This window comes from Streptomyces sp. NPDC001717, assembly GCF_042892775.1.
Lineage (GTDB): Bacteria > Actinomycetota > Actinomycetes > Streptomycetales > Streptomycetaceae > Streptomyces.
On the sequence record NZ_JBIAUK010000005.1, the window covers coordinates 71,884 to 86,290 of the forward strand.

The following is a 14,407-nucleotide window of genomic DNA, read 5'->3' on the forward strand; positions in this document are numbered from 1 at the left end:
TCCGGCCCCCGGGGGGGCCGGGTCGCTGCGCCCCGGGCGGCCGCGGCGGCGGCGGGGGCGCCCCCCCCGCCGCCGGAGGCAAACCAGCCACTCCGGCGTTCGAGGAGCGGGGGTTCGGGGCCGGCCCCCCGACAGCGGCGCCGCAGACGGGTACGGGCGGGGCCCGGCGGAACCAGGGGCGCGCCGCAGGCTACGGGCGGGCCACCGGGGCCAGGACGGCGGAGGTGAGGGTGGCCAGGTCCGTGGGGGAGAGTTCGACCTCCAGGCCGCGACGGCCCGCCGAGACGCAGATCGTGGCGTGCCCCGAGGCCGAGGCGTCCAGGACCGTCGGAAGGCGGCGCCGCTGCCCCAGCGGGGAGATCCCGCCCCGCACGTAGCCCGTGGTGCGCTCGGCCAGCGCCGGGTCCGCCATCGCGGCCCGCTTGCCGCCCACCGCCGCCGCCAGCGCCTTCAGGTCCAGCGAGCCCGACACCGGGACCACCGCCACCGTCAGCGCCCCGTCCACGTCGGCGACGAGCGTCTTGAAGACCTGTTCCGGCGACACGCCGAGCGCCTGCGCCGCCTCCTCGCCGTACGAGGGGTGCGACGGGTCGTGCTCGTACGCGTGCGTGGTGAAGGACACCCCGGCCGCCGTCAGGGCCACGATCGCCGGGGTGCCGGACGCCTGCTTCGGCTTCTTCGCCATCAGCTCGCCATCAGTTCGGGCTCGTCGGCGAGCGGGTCAGGTCCACCGCCGGGAGCGACGGGAGGTGGCGGATCACCGCGGTCTCGGTACGCAGGAGCTTGAGCTCCTCCGCGAGGCGGGTCGCCGTGTCGGGGGCCTGGAGCAGGCGCTGCTTCGCCGGGATGTCCAGCACCGCCGCCGCTGCCACCAGATAGGAGACCACCGACGGCTCGTCGGGTAGTTCCGCCCCCGTCAGGGACCGCTCGCGGGCGCCCGCCAGCCGCTTCTGGTAGGTGCGGAAGGCCCTCAGCACCCCCTCGGCCAGCGCACCCGCCCCGTCCCCGGCGTCCTCGGGGAGCTCCTCCAGCTCCGCCACCAGGAACGGGCCCGACGCGTCCACCGACAGCAGGCGTACGCGCGTCGTGCCCGTCGCCAGGACCTCGAAGCTGCCGTCCTCCCGCTCCCGGATCGTCGCCGCGTCCGCGATGCAGCCCACCCGGTGGAAGGCCTGGATCGGGTCCGCGCCGAAGCCCGCCGCCGGGCCCCGCTCGGGAACGGCGGTCTGGTCCGGCAGGCCGGGAGCGGTCGGGGCCACCTCGCGGCCGTCGCGGATCGCCACGACGGCGAACCGGCGCGGCTCGTCCGAGCTCCCCTTGAGCAACTCGCGCATCATGGCGCGATAACGCTCCTCGAAGACGTTCAGCGGGAGGACGAGTCCCGGGAACAGCACCGAGTTCAGCGGGAAGAGTGGCAGGCGAACGGTGGTCACGAGGCACAGGGTAATGGCCGCGGGCCCGGCCCCGTCACCCCCGCCTCAGCAGCCGGGAGGCCCCCGCGGCCACCGTGGTGGCCAGGATCCACCCGAGGAGGATCAGCGCCGTGGCCCCCCACTGCCAGCCGCCCGTCACCATCCACTGGTCCTGCTGGCCCAGGTCGATCACCGGGAGCAGCAGGTCCAGGGCGTACAGGGCGGCGTTCCACTGCGGGTGCTCGTCCGCCTTGATCGGCGGCGGGTGCAGCTGCGAGAACAGCAGCGTCCCCGCCGCCCACAGCACCGCCATCCACAGTGCGGCCCGGCCCGGGCGGTAGCCGTAGACCACCGTCCAGTCCTGGAGGTAGCCCCAGGCCCGTTGCCCCGCCGGCAGCGTGGCCCGGCGCCGGCGCTGCTTGGCCAGCAGCACCTCGCGGGCGTCGGCGTCCTCCCCGCCGGCCCGCAACACGGCCGCCAGTCGCTCGTACGGCTCCGGCGAGTACTCGGGCGTCGCCGCCTCCAGCCACTCCAGCCGGCGCGAGAGCGGGAAGTGGCCCCGGGGCGCGAGGTTCTCGTAGACGAAGCCCTCGATCGACACACCGCCCGGGCCCGGCCAGCTCGTGGAGGTGTCCACCAGCTTGACCACCTTGGCCCCCGACACGACCACCCGCCCGCGCTCCGGCCGCTCGCCCACGAAGCGGAACTCGGGCGTCTGGATCCGGCGCAGCGACAGCTCCTGATCGGCGGCGAGCACGAACCGCGCCCCGTAGAAGTCGATGGCGTCACCGAACCGGCCGTCGTCCAACCGCAGCCCGCCGCGGCACTCGAAACGCTGCGCCCGCCGGCCGCGCACCGGCGTCGGCCCCAGCCCGTACGGGGGAGTGGAGGAGAGCGCACCGGTCGCGTAGTCCAGGGCGATCGACGTCAGGTACAAGGTGCGCTCGACGGTCAATTGCGGCGCGTTCAGCGCGTACCGGCCGTTCGGGTTGCGCAGCCGGGCGCCGCGCAGGTTCATCGACACGCCGACCTTCGCGCCGCGCAGGCTCACCTCCCCGTACGTCTCCAGCAGCTCGCCCTGGAAGTCCTGCGCGACCGACATCCCGTCGGCGGCGATCGCCCGCCCCTTGGAGTCGCGCTGCAGCACGGCCTGGCTGATCAGCAGGTCCGTGCCGATCTGCGCGTCCGTCAGCCGGATCCCGCGCGCCACCCGGCAGCGCGGCAGGTGCAGATCGCCCTCCGTGTGCAGGCGCGCCGCCTCCAGCCGCGGTATCGCGCAGTTGACCAGCCGCAGCGTGCCGAACCGGGCCTCGGACAGCTGGATCTCGCTGTCGAAGCGGCAGGACTGGAGTTCCACGTACGGGCCGACCGCACCACCGGACAGATCGAGCCGCCCGACGATCCGCACCCCGCGCAGCTTCAGCGAGGCAACCCGGCCCGGCACCGGTGGCGGCCCGTGGAGCAGCAACAGCGCGACCACCCGGGCGCGGACGCTGCGCTCGGGGCCCCACACGTGGTCGCCGTGCGGGTCGTCCCGGTCGGCGGCGCGGGCGCTCAGATCGCAGACGCTGCCCATGCGGAACGCCTCCCACATGCGTTGCTCGGCGGCGGAAAGATCCGCCGGTGCGTCGTCCGCGCGTGCCTCGGTCATGGCGGCCCCCCTCCGCTCGTACCCCGTGCGGTTCGAAAACCGCTGTGATCAACGCTATCGGGGCCCGTGACGTCCGGGGCGTGTATCAGCCAGTGATACGGGCGAACGGTGGATCGAGACGGTCTGAGAGAATTGGGGGGTGATCTCTCGTATCGACCTGCGCGGTGACGCCCTCCCCGAGGGTGGCGCCCTGCGCGATCTGCTGCCCCGTGCCGAGTTCGACGTGGAAGCTGCCCTGGAGAAGGTGCGGCCCATCTGCGAGGACGTCCATCATCGTGGCACGGCGGCGCTGATCGAGTACGCGCAGAAGTTCGACGGAGTGACGCTGGAGCAGGTCAGGGTGCCCGCCGAGGCCCTCAAGACCGCTCTCGACGAGCTCGACCCGGCCGTCCGCGCAGCCCTCGAGGAGTCGATCCGGCGCGCCCGGATCGTGCACCGGAACCAGCGCCGCACCGAGCACATCACCCAGGTGGTCCCCGGCGGCACCGTGACCGAGAAGTGGGTTCCGGTGGAGCGCGTGGGGCTGTACGCCCCGGGCGGCCGCTCGGTGTACCCGTCCTCCGTCGTCATGAACGTCGTACCGGCCCAGGAGGCGGGTGTCGGCTCGATCGCGCTCGCGTCCCCGCCGCAGAAGGAGTTCGGCGGCCTGCCGCACCCCACGATCCTCGCCGCCTGTGCGCTGCTCGGCGTGGACGAGGTCTACGCCGCCGGCGGGGCCCAGGCCGTCGCGATGTTCGCGTACGGGACCGAGGAGTGCGCACCCGCCAACATGGTGACAGGCCCCGGCAACATCTGGGTCGCCGCCGCCAAGCGCTACTTCACCGGGAAGATCGGCATCGACACCGAGGCCGGCCCGACGGAGATCGCGGTCCTCGCGGACTCCACGGCCGACCCCGTGCACGTCGCCGCCGACCTGATCAGCCAGGCCGAGCACGACCCGCTGGCCGCCGCCGTCCTCGTCACCGACTCCGAGGAGCTCGCCGCCGCCGTCGAGCGCGAGCTGGAGCCGCAGGTCGCCGCGACCAAGCACGTCGAGGACCGGATCAAGCCCGCCCTCGCCGGCAAGCAGTCCGCCATCGTGCTGGTGCGCGACCTGGAGGACGGCCTCAAGGTCGTCGACGCCTACGGCGCCGAGCACCTGGAGATCCAGACCGCCGACGCCGCCGCTTGGGCCGCCCGGGTCCGCAACGCCGGCGCGATCTTCGTCGGCCCCTGGGCCCCGGTCTCCCTCGGCGACTACTGCGCCGGGTCGAACCACGTGCTGCCCACCGGCGGATGCGCCTGCCACTCCTCCGGCCTGTCCGTGCAGTCCTTCCTGCGCGGCATCCACATCGTCGACTACACGCGCGACGCCCTCGCCGAGGTCACCCACCACGTGGTCACCCTCGCCGAGGCCGAGGACCTGCCCGCGCACGGCGCGGCCCTCAAGGCGCGCTTCGGATGGAAGGTTCCCCAGGCGTGACCGGCAACCCCTCTGTGTCCCCTTGGGACGAACTGCCCATCCGCGAAGAGCTCCGCGGCAAGACCCCCTACGGCGCCCCGCAGCTCGACGTACCCGTCCAGCTCAACACCAACGAGAACCCGTACGAGCTGCCCGACGAGCTCGTCCGGCGCATCGCCGAGCGCGTGTCCGACGCCGCCCGCACCCTCAACCGCTACCCCGACCGGGACGCGGTGGAGCTGCGGACCGAGCTGGCCGCCTACCTCACCCGTACGGGCAAGCACCAGGTCGCCCGCGAGAACGTCTGGGCCGCCAACGGATCCAACGAGATCCTCCAGCAGCTGCTCCAGACCTTCGGCGGCCCCGGCCGCACCGCGATCGGCTTCGAGCCCTCGTACTCGATGCACGCCCTGATCGCCCGCGGCACCGGCACCGGCTGGATCTCCGGCCCCCGCCGCGAGGACTTCACGATCGACCTGGAGGCGGCGGAGCAGGCGATCGCCGAGAACGCCCCCGACGTCGTCTTCATCGCCTCGCCGAACAACCCCACGGGCACCGCCGTCGAGGCGGAGACCGTCCTCGCGATCTACGAGGCCGCGCAGGCCGCCAAGCCCTCCGTGGTGATCGTCGACGAAGCCTACGTGGAGTTCAGCCACCGGGACTCGTTGCTGCCGCTCATCGAGGGCCGCCCGAACCTGGTGATCTCCCGGACCATGTCCAAGGCCTTCGGCGCCGCCGGACTGCGCCTGGGCTACCTGGCCGCGCACCCCGCCGTGGTCGACGCCGTCCAGCTGGTGCGCCTGCCGTACCACCTGTCGGCCGTCACCCAGGCCACCGCGCTGGCCGCCCTGGAGCACACCGACACCCTGCTCGGATACGTCGAGCAGCTCAAGGCCGAACGCGACCGACTCGTCGTCGAACTGCGGGCCATCGGCTACGAGGTCACCGAGTCCGACGCGAACTTCATCCAGTTCGGCAGGTTCGAGGACTCCCACACCGCATGGCAGAAGATCCTCGACCAGGGCGTCCTGGTCCGGGACAACGGAGTACCGGGATGGCTGCGGGTCACCGCCGGCACCCCGGCCGAGAACGACGCGTTCCTGGAAGCGGTTCGCGCACTGAAGAAGGAGCAGCACGCATGAGCCGCATCGGACGGGTCGAACGGACCACGAAGGAGACCTCGGTCCTCGTCGAGATAAACCTCGACGGCACCGGCAAGGTCGACGTCTCGACGGGCGTGGGCTTCTACGACCACATGCTCGACCAGCTCGGCCGCCACGGCCTCTTCGACCTCACGGTCAAGACGGACGGCGACCTGCACATCGACAGCCACCACACCATCGAGGACACCGCGCTCGCGCTCGGCGCCGCCTTCAAGCAGGCCCTCGGCGACAAGGTCGGCATCTACCGCTTCGGCAACTGCACCGTGCCGCTGGACGAGTCCCTCGCCCAGGTCACCGTCGACCTGTCGGGCCGCCCCTACCTCGTGCACACCGAGCCCGAGAACATGGCGCCGATGATCGGCGAGTACGACACGACGATGACCCGGCACATCCTGGAGTCCTTCGTCGCGCAGGCCCAGATCGCCCTGCACGTCCACGTCCCGTACGGCCGCAACGCCCACCACATCGTGGAGTGCCAGTTCAAGGCGCTGGCGCGCGCCCTGCGCTACGCGGCCGAGTTCGACCCGCGCGCCGCCGGCATCCTCCCGTCCACGAAGGGTGCCCTCTAGCGTGAACGGGCTCAACACCATCCTGATCGTCGTCGGCCTCTTCCTGGCCGGCGGCGTCTACTCCTTCCAGAAGCAGCAGATGCCCAAGTCGGTCGTCGTCCTGCTCGCCATCGGCTCCGCGATGTGCCTGGCCGCCGGAGTCCTGCGAATCCAAGGGATCTGGGAATGAGCGCAGCCACCAAGAACGTCGTCGTCTTCGACTACGGCTTCGGCAACGTCCGCTCCGCCGAGCGCGCCCTCGCGCGCGTCGGCGCGAACGTCGAGATCACCCGCGACTACGACAAGGCCATGGACGCCGACGGACTCCTCGTCCCCGGCGTCGGCGCCTTCTCCGCCTGCATGCAGGGCCTGAAGGACGTACGCGGCGACTGGATCATCGGCCGCCGGCTCTCCGGCGGCCGCCCGGTCATGGGCATCTGCGTCGGCATGCAGATCCTCTTCGAGCGCGGCATCGAGCACGGCGTCGAGACCGAGGGCCTCGACGAGTGGCCCGGCACGGTCGGCCCGCTCAAGGCGCCCGTCGTCCCCCACATGGGCTGGAACACCGTCGAGGCACCGCAGGACAGCCAACTGTTCGCCGGCCTGGACGCCGACGCCCGGTTCTACTTCGTGCACTCCTACGCGGCGCACGACTGGACCCTGGAAGTCACCAACCCGCTGATCCGCGCCCCCAAGGTCACCTGGGCCACGCACGGCGAGCGGTTCGTCGCGGCGGTGGAGAACGGGGCCCTGTGGGCCACCCAGTTCCACCCCGAGAAGTCCGGAGACGCCGGAGCCCAGCTCCTCACCAACTGGATCGAGACCCTGTGATGACCGCTACGCCGAAGACCCTGGAACTCCTGCCCGCGGTCGACGTCCGCGACGGCCAGGCCGTCCGCCTCGTGCACGGCGTGTCCGGCAGCGAGACCTCCTACGGCTCCCCGCTGGAGGCGGCGCTCGCCTGGCAGCGCTCCGGCGCCGAATGGCTGCACCTGGTCGACCTGGACGCCGCCTTCGGCACCGGCGACAACCGCGCCCTGGTCGCGGAGATCACCCGCGCCATGGACATCAAGGTCGAGCTGTCCGGCGGCATCCGCGACGACGCCTCGCTCGCCGCGGCCCTCGCCACCGGCTGCACCCGCGTCAACCTCGGCACCGCCGCCCTGGAGACCCCCGAGTGGGCCGCCAAGGCCATCGCCGAGCACGGCGACAAGATCGCCATCGGCCTGGACGTCCGCGGCACCACCCTCAAGGGCCGCGGCTGGACCAGCGAGGGCGGCGACCTCTACGAGACCCTCGCCCGCCTGGACTCCGAGGGCTGCGCCCGCTACGTGGTCACCGACATCGGCAAGGACGGCACCCTCACCGGTCCCAACCTGGAGCTGCTGAAGAACGTCTGCGCCGCCACCGACCGGCCCGTCGTCGCCTCCGGGGGCATCTCCTCCCTCGACGACCTGCGGGACCTGTCCTCGCTGGTGCCGCTGGGCGTCGAGGGCGCCATCGTCGGCAAGGCCCTGTACGCGAAGGCCTTCACCCTGGAAGAGGCACTGGAGGTGGTCTCCGCATGAGCAACGCCTCCGCCGTACGCCGGATCTCCTCCGGCGGCCCCTACGAGGACGTGATCGCCTACTCCCGCGCGGTCCAGCTCCCCAACGGCCTCGTGCTCGTCTCCGGCTGCACCGCCGCCGACGCCGGCGGCCCGTACGACCAGGCCGTCAAGGCCTTCGAGGTCGCCTTCAAGGCGCTGGCCGAGGCCGGTCTCGGCCCCGAGGACGTCGTCCGCACCCGGATGTACCTGACGCACGCCCGGGACGTCGACGAGGTGGGCCGCGCCCACAAGACCCTCTTCGACACCGTCCGTCCGGCCGCCACGATGCTCATCGTGTCCGGCTTCGTCGACCCCGCGATGGTCGTCGAGGTCGAGGTCGAGGCCTACAAGGGAGACGCGGCATGACCCTCGCCGTACGAGTGATCCCCTGCCTGGACGTGGACAACGGCCGGGTCGTCAAGGGCGTCAACTTCCAGAACCTGCGCGACGCGGGCGACCCGGTGGAGATGGCCAAGCTGTACGACGCCGAGGGCGCCGACGAGCTGACCTTCCTCGACATCACCGCGTCCTCCGGCAACCGCGAGACCACGTACGACGTGGTGCGGCGCACCGCCGAGCAGGTCTTCATCCCGCTGACCGTGGGCGGCGGCGTCCGCACCGCGGACGACGTGGACAAGCTGCTGCGCGCCGGAGCGGACAAGGTGGGCGTCAACACCGCCGCCATCGCCCGCCCCGAGCTCATCCAGGAGATCGCGGAGCGCTTCGGCAGGCAGGTCCTCGTCCTGTCCGTGGACGCGCGCCGCACCGCCGGCGGCTCCTTCGAGGTCACCACCCACGGCGGCCGCAAGGGCACCGGCATCGACGCGGTCGAGTGGGCGCACCGGGCCGCCGAGCTGGGCGCCGGGGAGATCCTGCTGAACTCGATGGACGCCGACGGCACGAAGGACGGCTACGACACGGAGATGATCGAGGCCGTGCGGGCGCACGTCACGGTCCCGGTGATCGCCTCGGGCGGCGCCGGCCGGCTCGAACACTTCCCGCCGGCGATCGCCGCCGGTGCCGACGCGGTCCTCGCGGCCTCGGTGTTCCACTTCGGGGACCTGCGCATTTCCGAGGTCAAGGGCGCCCTGCGCGACGCCGGCCACCCGGTCCGCTGACACGGTGCGGGCCCGCCCGGTCTCCGGGCGGGCCCGTTTTCCGTCTCCGTCTTCCTCTTCCTCTCCGCCTCAGCCGCCCAGCAGGGCCAGGATCGCGTTCACCGCGTCCCTGACGGGCACGGCGGCGGTACCGATCATCGAGGCGACCCCGGCCACGGCCATCAGGGCGCCGCGGCGCTCCTGCGGGGTGCGGTCCGCGGAGCCGATCGCCCGCAGGGAGTCGTCGACGGTCCGCACGTCGCCCGGGGGAATCCGGTCGCGCAGCCCGTCGAGCAGCCGGACCAGCTCGGCGATGGCCTCCCGCTCGGCGGTGGGCAGTTGAGGGGCGATGGTCGGCGACTGGTTCTTCACGATGCCGGTGTGGTGCGAGCCGCCGTGGATGTTGACGACGTCGCCGTAGTGGTTGCCCTCGGTCATTTCTTCACCCCCGTGTGCCCGACGCCGCCGTAGATGTTCACCGTGTCGCCCACGCGCTGGACCTGGACGGCGAACTCGGCCGTCGGGTTCTCGATGGCGTGGACGATCTGCCCGACCAGCTGTCGCAGCCGCTCCCGGTCGGGCAGCGTCACCAGGGCGGTGGGCGGGCCCGAGGTCTCGACGGACAGGACGTGCTGGGGCGCCGCGAAGACCTTGGTGAGCAACACGATGACGAGGACGATCACCACGACGACGGCGAAGGTCACCAGGCCGCTCGTGCCGTCGTGCCTGTCGTAGCCCGAGCCGCTGAACACCCGCGTGTCGTTGTCCACGAGCAGGAGCAGCACCAGGCCCACCGCCGTGAAGCCGACCCCCTTCAGGAACTGGACGAAGGCCTTCCAACGGTCCGGATGAAGGTCGAAGGTGTACACGCGGGCGATGTTGTGCAGCGGATAGGCCGCGTCGTCGATCCACAGGAGCCGTCTGCTGACCCGCAGCTCCACACTGGAGCCGAGTTGCTTCGGCGGCAGCGGCGGAGCGGGTGGCGCCTGCGGCGGTGACGAGGGCGGTGGCGGTGGGACCGGAGTGGACATGTTTCCCCCGAACGCTGTCGACCGTGGACGGAGCGGGGCTTCATTAAGCACGTCGCGATCCGGCCGGACAAGCCGATTTCGGGCCGAACGGGCCGCTAAATGCCCAGCTGCGCCGTCGTCAGCTTGGCCACCGCCTCCTTGTCGCCGTCCAGGGTCACCGCGGCGGCGGCCTGGCGGCCGAAGCAGAACAGGGTCAGCTCGCCCGGCTCGCCCGTCACGGTCACCACCGGGACCCCCTTGCGGGCCACCGCCGTGCGCCCGTCGGGGCGGCGCAGGACCAGGCCCACCGGGGAGCGGCGGCCGGTCAGGCGGGCCAGCTTCTCCAGGCGGGACCAGAGCGCGTCCGTGAACACCGGGTCCAGCTCGCGCGGGGACCAGTCCGGCTGGGCTCGCCGCACGTCCTCCGCGTGGACGTAGAACTCCACCGCGTTCGCCGCTTCGTCGATCTGCTTCAGCGCGTACGGCGACAGTTTCGGCGGACCCGTCCTGATCAGCTGCACGAGCTCCTCGTACGGCTTGGCCGCGTACTCCGCCATCGCCCTGTCCAGCCGGTCCCGCAGCACCTTCAGCACCAGACCGGCCGCCGCGTCCGGACGCCGCTCGCGGACCACCACGTGCGCCGCCAGGTCCCGGCAGGTCCAGCCGTGGCACAGCGTCGGCGCCTCCGGCCCCGCGGCTTCCAACAGGTCGGCCAGCAGCAGACGTTCGCGCTTCGCATGGGTAGACATGCGCGCCAGCCTACGGCCGGAACTCGCCCCGTGCCTGCCCATCAGTCGGACAGAGATCCATTTCCCGTCCCATCTCGCGGCACAATGGCACGCATGAGTACGTCCTCCCTCGATCCCGCCATCGCCGCACGCCTCAAGCGTTCCGCCGACGGCCTGGTTCCGGCCATCGCCCAGCAGTACGACACCGGAGAGGTGCTCATGCTCGGCTGGATGGACGACGAGGCGCTGCACCGCACCCTGACCACCGGGCGCTGCACGTACTGGTCGCGCAGCCGGCAGGAGTACTGGGTGAAGGGGGACACTTCCGGCCACTTCCAGCACGTGAAGTCGGTCGCCCTCGACTGCGACGCCGACACCGTGCTCGTCAAGGTCGACCAGGTCGGGGCCGCCTGCCACACCGGGGCCCGCACCTGCTTCGACGCCGATGTCCTTCCGCTGGCCGAATAGCCGGATAGGGTCCCACGCCATGGATCTCGACACCTTCCGCAAGCTCGCGGCCGACCGCCGCGTCATTCCCGTGAGCCGCAGGCTGCTGGCCGACGGGGACACCCCGGTCGGGCTGTACCGGAAGCTGGCCGCGGAGCGCCCCGGCACCTTCCTCCTGGAGTCCGCCGAGAACGGCCGCTCCTGGTCGCGGTACTCCTTCGTCGGCGTGCGCAGCGACGCCACCCTGACCGTCCGGGACGGCCAGGCGCACTGGATCGGCACCCCGCCCGTCGGCGTGCCCACCTCCGGCGACCCGCTCGACGCCCTGCGCGCCACCGTCGAGGCCCTGCACACCCCCCGCGACCTCGCGGGCGGAATGCCGCCCTTCACCGGCGGCATGGTCGGCTACCTCGGCTACGACATCGTGCGCCGCCTGGAACGCATCGGCGACCACACCGCCGACGACCTCCGGCTTCCCGAGCTGACCATGCTGCTCACCTCGGACCTGGCGGTGCTCGACCACTGGGACGGCACCGTCCTGCTCATCGCCAACGCCATCAACCACAACGACCTCGACACCGGCGTGGACGAGGCCTACGCGGACGCAGTCGCCCGGCTCGACGCCATGGAGGCCGACCTCGCGCGGCCCGCCCCCTACACCCCGTCCCCGCTGCCCGCCTCCGAGCTGCCCGAGTTCTCCGCGCTGTGGGGCGGCGAGAAGTACCAGGTCGCGGTCGAGGACATCAAGGAGCGGATCCGGGCCGGCGAGGCCTTCCAGGTGGTGCCCTCCCAGCGGTTCGAGACCCCCTGCGAGGCCTCCGCGCTGGACGTGTACCGGGTGCTGCGGGCCACCAACCCGTCCCCGTACATGTACCTCTTCCGCTTCGAGAACGGCTTCGACGTGGTCGGCTCCAGCCCCGAGGCGCTGGTCAAGGTCGAGGACGGGCGGGCCATGGTCCACCCCATCGCCGGCACCCGGCACCGCGGCACCACCCCGCAGGAGGACAACGACCTCGCGGAGGAGCTGCTGGCCGATCCCAAGGAGCGCGCCGAGCACCTGATGCTCGTCGACCTGGGCCGCAACGACCTGGGCCGGGTCTGCGAGCCGGGCTCGGTGGAGGTCGTCGACTTCATGTCGATCGAGCGGTACTCGCACGTCATGCACATCGTGTCCACCGTCACCGGGCGGGTCGCCGAGGGCAAGACCGCCTTCGACGTGCTCACCGCCTGCTTCCCGGCCGGCACCCTCTCCGGTGCGCCCAAGCCGCGGGCCATGCAGATCATCGAGGAGCTGGAGCCCTCCCGCCGCGGCCTGTACGGGGGCTGCGTTGGTTACCTGGACTTCGCCGGGGACTCCGACACGGCCATCGCCATCCGCACCGCGCTGCTGCGCGACGGCACGGCGTACGTCCAGGCCGGCGCCGGGGTCGTCGCCGACTCGGTGCCCGAGCTGGAGGACCTGGAGTGCCGCAACAAGGCCGCAGCGGTGCTGCGCGCGGTCGGAGCGGCGAACCGCCTCCACGGGGCGTGAGGCCGTAGGGGATAGTGGGGTACGTGAGTGCCGTACCCCCGCCCCGAACCGACGCCGCCCCCGAGCCGGAGCACGACCCGGGCGCCGGCCCCGGCCACGACCAGGCGCACGAGCCCCGGTCCGAGGCTCCGGACAGCCGCCGCAGCCGCCGCAGCGTGGCCGTCGCGCTGCTGCTCGGCACGCTCGGCGCCACCGTCGTGCTGCTCGCCTCCGGCCGGGTCTGGGCCCGGGGCACCACCGCCTTCGCCGGTGACTCGCTCCGGCTGACCGCCGACGGGCAGACCGTCACCGGGCTGCCCGCGGCCCTGGCCATCGTCGGGCTGGCCGCCCTCGTCGCCGTCTTCGCGGTGCGCGGCAGGAGCAGGCTCCTGGTCTCCGGACTGCTGGCGCTCAGCGGCCTCGGCGCGGCGCTGTCGGCCGTCCTCGCCGCCGACGGGCGCAGCGCCCTCGACGCGGCGGCCGCCCGAACCACCGCGGACACCGCGGCGAAGGCGGCGGGACTGACCCATACGGCCTGGCCGTACGTCACGGCCGCCGGCGCGGCCCTGATCCTGATCGCGGGCTTGCTGGCCCTGCGCTTCGGCCGGAACTGGCCCGCGATGGGCGGCCGCTACGAGCGTGACGGCAGCCCGCGCGCCCGCAAGGCCGCCGTGGTGGATCCGGACCGGCCGGAGGATCTGTGGAAGGCTCTGGACCGGGGCGAGGACCCGACCTCCGACCAGGGGCGCTGACCGGCCCTTCGACCCCACCCCCGTGAGCGCGGCCCCGGCCGGGTGCGGGACAATGGTCACCGGGCGTTCTACACGGACCGCGCTTTCCACCGACACAGCATCGCGTCAGAGCAACGAGGAGCAACTCATGGCGGGCACTAGCCACGGACACACCCCGGCCGCCTGGACCGGTGTCATCATCGCCTTCATCGGTTTCTGCATCTCCGGTGCCTTCATGGTGCTCGCGAACCCGCTGGGCTTCTGGGCCGGCATCGTCGTCGTCGCGATCGGTGGTGTCGTCGGCATGGCGATGAAGGCCGCGGGCATGGGTGCGCCGAAGGCCGCCCACAAGGACCTCGCCGATGTGATCGCCGCCGCCAAGGTGCCCGCCAAGGTCTGACCGGTACCGGGTAACGGAAGGCGCGGCCCGTCGGGCTGCGCCTTTTGCCTTGCCGCGCCCGTGGTGCCGCGCCTCGTCGTGCCGTGGCCTTGCCGTGCTGCGGCTCGCGCGAAGATCGGAGAGAATCGGCTGGTGGACGTCTCCCGCACTCCCGAAGCCGTACCGCCGCCGTTTCCGCCCGTCCCGCCCGCCCTCCGTACCCCCGCGGTCTCCAGGGCGCGGCGGCTCGCCGTTCCGGCGATCACCCTGGCCGGGGCCGTCGCGGCCTTCGCGTACGTGGGCGTCGTGGATCCCAACGAACCCGGCCACTACCCGGTGTGTCCTCTGTTCCGGCTGACCGGAATCCTGTGCCCCGGTTGTGGCGGTCTGCGGAGCGCACACGCGTTCGCCCATGGCGATCTGATGACAGCATTCGGGGCAAATGCCCTCGCCGTCATCGGCTACTTCGTCTTCGCGGGATTCACGGCCCTGTGGCTGGTTCGCGCCTACCGCGGCGGACCCGTCCCGAGGATCACCCTGAAGCCGCTGCAATGGTGGGGGGTGGGCCTGGCGGCCCTGGTCTTCGCCGTCGTCCGAAATCTTTCCTTCGGCTCCGCACTGGCCCCCTGAGACCCTTACGGAGCCGGGATGAAGCCTCGATTCCGAATGTCCAGTTACTGGGACGGCGTCAACCGCGTGCGG

At 72.2% G+C, this 14,407-nt stretch carries 19 protein-coding genes; 13 read left to right on the forward strand and 6 right to left on the reverse strand.

Features of this window, described 5'->3' with window-relative positions; genetic code table 11:
- Positions 1-190: 190 nt before the first annotated feature.
- From ybaK to ACFYZL_RS11620, 3 genes are read right to left on the reverse strand one after another with little or no spacing between them, the layout of a single operon-like run.
- On the reverse strand, positions 191-685 hold the full coding sequence (gene ybaK, locus ACFYZL_RS11610) for a Cys-tRNA(Pro) deacylase (RefSeq protein WP_384595712.1): 495 nt from the start codon (positions 683-685) through the stop codon (positions 191-193).
- A gap of 10 nt (positions 686-695) precedes the next feature.
- Positions 696-1,433 carry an LON peptidase substrate-binding domain-containing protein gene (locus ACFYZL_RS11615; RefSeq protein ID WP_376658702.1) on the reverse strand — a complete coding sequence of 246 codons (738 nt, stop codon included), beginning with the start codon at positions 1,431-1,433 and terminating at the stop codon, positions 696-698.
- Between the two features lie 34 nt (positions 1,434-1,467).
- Entirely contained in the window at positions 1,468-3,063 is a 1,596-nt protein-coding gene (locus tag ACFYZL_RS11620) for an oxidoreductase (RefSeq protein WP_388678253.1), read from the reverse strand.
- Positions 3,064-3,202: 139 nt separating this feature from the next.
- Here ACFYZL_RS11620 and hisD point away from each other — a divergent pair, with 139 nt between their 5' ends.
- From hisD to hisF, 8 genes are read left to right on the forward strand one after another with little or no spacing between them, the layout of a single operon-like run.
- Complete coding sequence (gene hisD / locus ACFYZL_RS11625; RefSeq protein WP_384753158.1) at positions 3,203-4,525, forward strand: histidinol dehydrogenase; 1,323 nt, start codon at positions 3,203-3,205, stop codon at positions 4,523-4,525.
- Entirely contained in the window at positions 4,522-5,646 is a 1,125-nt protein-coding gene (locus tag ACFYZL_RS11630; protein ID WP_384753155.1) for a histidinol-phosphate transaminase, read from the forward strand. Before hisD ends, ACFYZL_RS11630 begins: the two co-directional genes overlap by 4 nt.
- A complete protein-coding gene (hisB, locus tag ACFYZL_RS11635; protein WP_030707279.1) occupies positions 5,643-6,236 on the forward strand; it encodes an imidazoleglycerol-phosphate dehydratase HisB in 594 nt (197 codons plus the stop codon). Before ACFYZL_RS11630 ends, hisB begins: the two co-directional genes overlap by 4 nt.
- A gap of 1 nt (position 6,237) precedes the next feature.
- Positions 6,238-6,405 carry a hypothetical protein gene (locus ACFYZL_RS11640; RefSeq protein ID WP_362590272.1) on the forward strand — a complete coding sequence of 56 codons (168 nt, stop codon included), beginning with the start codon at positions 6,238-6,240 and terminating at the stop codon, positions 6,403-6,405.
- Positions 6,402-7,046, forward strand: a complete 645-nt coding sequence (gene hisH / locus ACFYZL_RS11645; protein ID WP_384753153.1) for an imidazole glycerol phosphate synthase subunit HisH — start codon at positions 6,402-6,404, stop codon at positions 7,044-7,046. The genes ACFYZL_RS11640 and hisH overlap by 4 nt, the downstream gene beginning before the upstream one ends.
- Complete coding sequence (gene priA, locus ACFYZL_RS11650) at positions 7,046-7,783, forward strand: bifunctional 1-(5-phosphoribosyl)-5-((5-phosphoribosylamino)methylideneamino)imidazole-4-carboxamide isomerase/phosphoribosylanthranilate isomerase PriA (protein ID WP_384753150.1); 738 nt, start codon at positions 7,046-7,048, stop codon at positions 7,781-7,783. The genes hisH and priA overlap by 1 nt, the downstream gene beginning before the upstream one ends.
- Positions 7,780-8,169, forward strand: a complete 390-nt coding sequence (locus ACFYZL_RS11655) for a RidA family protein (protein ID WP_384753146.1) — start codon at positions 7,780-7,782, stop codon at positions 8,167-8,169. The genes priA and ACFYZL_RS11655 overlap by 4 nt, the downstream gene beginning before the upstream one ends.
- Complete coding sequence (gene hisF / locus ACFYZL_RS11660) at positions 8,166-8,921, forward strand: imidazole glycerol phosphate synthase subunit HisF (RefSeq protein WP_384753143.1); 756 nt, start codon at positions 8,166-8,168, stop codon at positions 8,919-8,921. Before ACFYZL_RS11655 ends, hisF begins: the two co-directional genes overlap by 4 nt.
- Positions 8,922-8,990: 69 nt before the next feature.
- Here hisF and ACFYZL_RS11665 read toward each other — a convergent pair whose 3' ends face one another.
- The 3 genes from ACFYZL_RS11665 to ACFYZL_RS11675 form a co-directional block, all read right to left on the reverse strand.
- Entirely contained in the window at positions 8,991-9,338 is a 348-nt protein-coding gene (locus tag ACFYZL_RS11665) for a hypothetical protein (protein WP_384753141.1), read from the reverse strand.
- Complete coding sequence (locus ACFYZL_RS11670) at positions 9,335-9,931, reverse strand: DUF6232 family protein (protein WP_388678261.1); 597 nt, start codon at positions 9,929-9,931, stop codon at positions 9,335-9,337. Before ACFYZL_RS11670 ends, ACFYZL_RS11665 begins: the two co-directional genes overlap by 4 nt.
- Positions 9,932-10,026: 95 nt before the next feature.
- Positions 10,027-10,659, reverse strand: coding sequence for a TIGR03085 family metal-binding protein (locus ACFYZL_RS11675; protein ID WP_384753135.1), 633 nt, complete (start codon positions 10,657-10,659; stop codon positions 10,027-10,029).
- An 84-nt stretch (positions 10,660-10,743) separates the two neighbouring features.
- Here ACFYZL_RS11675 and hisI point away from each other — a divergent pair, with 84 nt between their 5' ends.
- From hisI to ACFYZL_RS11700, 5 genes are all read left to right on the forward strand, one after another.
- Positions 10,744-11,106, forward strand: a complete 363-nt coding sequence (gene hisI / locus ACFYZL_RS11680) for a phosphoribosyl-AMP cyclohydrolase (protein ID WP_384595537.1) — start codon at positions 10,744-10,746, stop codon at positions 11,104-11,106.
- Positions 11,107-11,125: 19 nt separating this feature from the next.
- The gene (locus tag ACFYZL_RS11685) at positions 11,126-12,616 is read left to right on the forward strand and encodes an anthranilate synthase component I (protein WP_388678265.1); all 1,491 of its coding nucleotides are present in this window, start codon (positions 11,126-11,128) and stop codon (positions 12,614-12,616) included.
- A 14-nt stretch (positions 12,617-12,630) separates the two neighbouring features.
- Positions 12,631-13,347, forward strand: a complete 717-nt coding sequence (locus ACFYZL_RS11690; RefSeq protein ID WP_388678268.1) for a TIGR02234 family membrane protein — start codon at positions 12,631-12,633, stop codon at positions 13,345-13,347.
- 127 nt (positions 13,348-13,474) lie between these two features.
- Positions 13,475-13,726 (forward strand): HGxxPAAW family protein, encoded by a 252-nt coding sequence (locus tag ACFYZL_RS11695; protein ID WP_384595546.1) that lies wholly within the window; start codon positions 13,475-13,477, stop codon positions 13,724-13,726.
- A gap of 132 nt (positions 13,727-13,858) precedes the next feature.
- Positions 13,859-14,335, forward strand: coding sequence for a DUF2752 domain-containing protein (locus tag ACFYZL_RS11700; RefSeq protein ID WP_384753126.1), 477 nt, complete (start codon positions 13,859-13,861; stop codon positions 14,333-14,335).
- Positions 14,336-14,407: the final 72 nt, after the last annotated feature.